Below are 3954 nucleotides of genomic sequence, written 5' to 3' on the forward strand. Positions count from 1 at the left end.
ATTGCTTCTGCCCGGACAGGGTCTGTTCCCTCTAGTGTAGCTCTTTCCTCGTCCGCCGCGAATATTGCCGCCGCAGTAAATTCGTTTAATAGCGCCGCCACAGGGGGAATGTCGGCGCGGATTTTGAGTCTATTTAGCGAAGTAAAAAACTTTGATCCGGCCCAAAATAACGCGGCGCTGACGGCCAATTTGTCGGCTGGCGAAAAAGCAATTATGCAGAAACCGGTGCCGATCAATCTGGCTTTTGTGCAGGCTGGTCTGACCAATACTGCTGTGCTTACCGGGTTGAATGGTGAAAAATTAGTAGTCAATGCTCAACAAAAACTTGATTTTGGGATTGCCGTAAAAGAGGCTAGGGTTGGCGGTTTGGTTTTTGGTGAGGCCGCGCCGAAAGAAACCAGGGCGGCGTCCCAGCCGATAATTTCTTTTGCGGAGTTAAGCCGCATCGCCCACGAACGCGATGTCCAAAAAGAGAATTTGAGCAAATTGATTAATCTGCTCTTCGGAAAAATTATGCACAAAGAAGAAGATGATGAAGATCTGGAAGGCATGTACGGGGTCTGGCGCGACTATCTGGAGCGTCAGCGCGAACAAAAAGATCAGCAGGAAAAAGAGAAACGGCGCAAGAAAAAACAAAAACAGGACGCGGAGCTCCAGGAAGAAGAGCTGGAAGCAGTAATGGCTGTTTAGAATAATCTAATGAGTTATGCAGTCAAGAGTTATTTTCAGCAAAAAAGATTTGACGCAAAACTCAAGGTCACTAAGATTGCGGCTGAGAGTTAGGTGTTGACATTTATTTGCGGTTGGTGTATAAACCAATTATTGTAATTGAACTTCAATTGCAATAATTTCAAGGGAAGGAGCAAATGTTTATGTATCTCAAAATTATTGCCGTAGATCCAGCGGCAGAAAAAATTGAATTTTTGGCTGGCATGAAAACTGTCGGCGCTGTAGCAGGAGGCGCTTATGCCGCTTTCATCTTTTCTCTACCGCTTTTGATCCATTACGGTTCCGGCAGTCTAGGCGGGCAGATTTCACAGATGCGCTCGGTTTCGGAAGGCTTGAATACTCGTCTTTTGGCTGATGCCGTGCAAAATATATCTTTGTTCAAAATTCATTCTTCCGGAACACTCGGCGCGGTGAATACCCTTGCTTTGACCCTTGCCTCTTTATATGGTTTTAATCTGGTTAAAGGCGCCGTGCAAAAACTACAGTTGCCGCGTTTTACGCTGGAGGAATTACAAACCAAATTTCCGGAAATCAATAATACTAACCAAAAGCTTTTTGCCCTACAGACCGGGGTGCAGGATTCAGGTTTGCTGGAGCAGATTTTTAACCTGCTGGAGCGGCAGAAAGCGCTCGCGCCGTTGGCTGCTGGCGTCTATACGGTCAATGCCCAAAACTGCACTGAAGAGCTGCGTTCCGCGCTTTTTGATCTGGGGTTGACCATTAGCCAGACCGACGCGGCTATGGCTTATTTGCGCGGCACGGCAGAACAAAATGCGGAATTCTTTTTTAAGCGCACGCTGCTGGGGGCGCAGAAATTTTTGGCCAGATCCGCGCTGCTTCCGCAAAGCGAACAGCGCCGGCTGGCGCAGGCGGTCTTTCCTGAGCAATTAACGCCGGAGCGCGAAGAAGCTTTTTTTAAATTTCTGCGCGATGCCCGCCGGAGAGAATTTTCAATAGACACTCAGATTGCGCTTTCGATCACCTTGCCGTTTTTTGTCTCTATGTATAATTTTATCAGCGGCGATTATATTCCTTGCTGTCCGATACATCAGCAAGCTATTCAGGAATGTTTGGGCACGCCTTGGCAGAATTACGGCGGAGCTTTGCCCGGGCTGGCTGAGTCTGCCTGGCTGGCGGTTATGCACGGTTATCTCAGTCAAGTAGTGGAGAAACTCGCGGAAAATAAAACCCGCAAAGCTCTGGAGAAAATAATGAGCAGCTCCCAGCTGGCCAAGGAATATGTGGCCATGCGGGACAGCGGACAGATCTTGACCGCGAAAGAGGACATTCTGCCGCAGGCCGCGCTTGTTTTAAGAAAAGGCCAGATGCTGCCCGTGGACGCGGTGGCTCTCCAGCAAATGACTGTGTCCGAATCGCACATGACCGGTGAATCCATGCCGGTGCTAAAAATGCCCGGACAAACCATATTAGCCGGGGCTATTATTCTGGACGACACAGCGCAGGCGCAGGCGCTCAGGACTTACGCGGAATCTGCTTTAGTCCAGCAGGAAAAACAGATACAGCAGGCCATAGCAAATAAAAGCGCGGCGGAAGATGTTGTTGAAACTTTCAGTCGCAAATGGTCTCCGGCGATGAGCTTGTTTTCCAGTGGTTATTTTATGTGGGGCGTGTTGGCTGCTAAACTACCTGTGTTCAAAAACGCTTTGCCTATTTTATTGGAGAAGTCGCCTCTATTGTTGGGCTTACTCTCGCCAACGTTCGCGATCAAAAATGCCTTGACCATATTAGTCGCAACTACTCCCTGCGGAGTGCAAACCGCCGTGCCAACCGCTAAACTGGCTCTCATCTCCCGTCTGGCCAAAGACAGGATTATTTTACGCGATCCCAAAGCTCTGGCCGCTGCCGCTAAAACTCAGATCGTTGTTTTTGACAAAACCGACACGCTTACAGATAGCGCGCAGCTTTCTATCCGTGGATTGCATTACACTGTAAATGGCGTGCCAGAACAAGACTTGCCGTTGTTGTATTCTATAGAATTACTGGCCGCGCATCCTATTGCGGATGAAATACGCAAATATATCGGACTGCAGGAGCAGGGGACTGAAATTAAAGATTTTCAAGATCTGGGCAAAGCGGTGAGCGGTGTTTATGTGGAAAACGGGCAGACGCATAAAGTCACGGTCGGCTCACTAAAGTATCTGCGTGAAAATGGTTTGCTGCCCGCTGAAGAGATTGGCGATATCAGTGGAGATGCTGTGACGCTGGTTATTGACAGCCAAGCGCGGCTTTATTTTGAATACGCGGAGACTCTGCGCGCGGACGCGGCGGATACGCTCAGCGCCCTGCAAAAAACCGGACGGCGTGTGGTGATCGCTTCGGGGGACAGCTGGCGGCGGGTTCAAGCCGCGGTCGGCCTGTTGAATGAAGAACTGCTGGCGCGCGGCGCTCAGCCGCTGCCGGAGACGGATATAAAGGCTGAATTGCGGCCGGAAGAAAAAGAGGCGCTGATAAAATCTTTGCAAAAAGACTCCAGCGGCGCCAAACAATATGTGACTATGGTTGGCGACGGCAATAATGACAGCGGCGCGCTGGCCGCGGCGGATTTTGGCATTAGCTGGAACGCCAGGGGTTTGGCGCGCAATGCCGCGCACGCGCTGGTTACGGACGGCAGCCGATTGTCCAGGGTCGTAGATATTTTACAAATGGCGCGGCGATATTCCGATAATATGCTACAAAATATTCTCCTTTCCACTTTGGGCAATGCGCTGATCATTGGCGGAGTAGTTACCGGTTATACTGGCTTTGTGTTTAATTATGCTGGAAATTTGTTCAGCAACAGCGTTGGCCGGATGCTGCGCACGATGGATATGTTCATCTCCCTAATAGCGCATGAGGGCTTGACCGTGGGGGCGGCGCTCAACGCGGCGCGGCTAGGCAAAAAGAAAAAAATCGAGGAAAAAATCGAAGTTTTGAGCGGGACTAATTCCGCAAAACCGCAAAACTAATTTTTCTGCTAAAATGAGTCCCGTCAAATTTATGCCGAGATAGCGAACAGCCGTTGGCTGTTTCATGTAATGTTATGGAGATGCTGTCATTTTGTAAGCATATGACGGATAATAATAATTGTATTCATGCCGAGATAGCGAACCATAGCCTGTGGCTATGGTTTCATGTAGCGTTGAATAGATATTGTTATTTTTTAATTATGTAGTGATAGTAGTATCTGTCTTTAGCCGAGATAGCTAACCATAGCCTGTGGCTATG

At 49.1% G+C, this 3954-nt stretch carries 2 protein-coding genes; both read left to right on the forward strand.

Annotated features, from left to right (window positions below):
- The first annotated feature begins 123 nt into the window (after positions 1-123).
- The gene (locus LBJ25_02355; protein ID MDR1452801.1) at positions 124-690 is read left to right on the forward strand and encodes a hypothetical protein; all 567 of its coding nucleotides are present in this window, start codon (positions 124-126) and stop codon (positions 688-690) included.
- A 182-nt stretch (positions 691-872) separates the two neighbouring features.
- Entirely contained in the window at positions 873-3695 is a 2823-nt protein-coding gene (locus tag LBJ25_02360; protein MDR1452802.1) for an HAD-IC family P-type ATPase, read from the forward strand.
- Positions 3696-3954: the final 259 nt, after the last annotated feature.

This window comes from Candidatus Margulisiibacteriota bacterium (genome assembly GCA_031268855.1).
In the GTDB taxonomy this organism is placed as follows: domain Bacteria; phylum Margulisbacteria; class Termititenacia; order Termititenacales; family Termititenacaceae; genus Termititenax.

Bases quoted from the DNA above. Each gene is read 5' to 3' on its own strand.
- LBJ25_02360 (MDR1452802.1), top strand. From the start codon at position 873: ATGTATCTCAAAATTATTGCCGTAGATCCAGCGGCAGAAAAAATTGAA.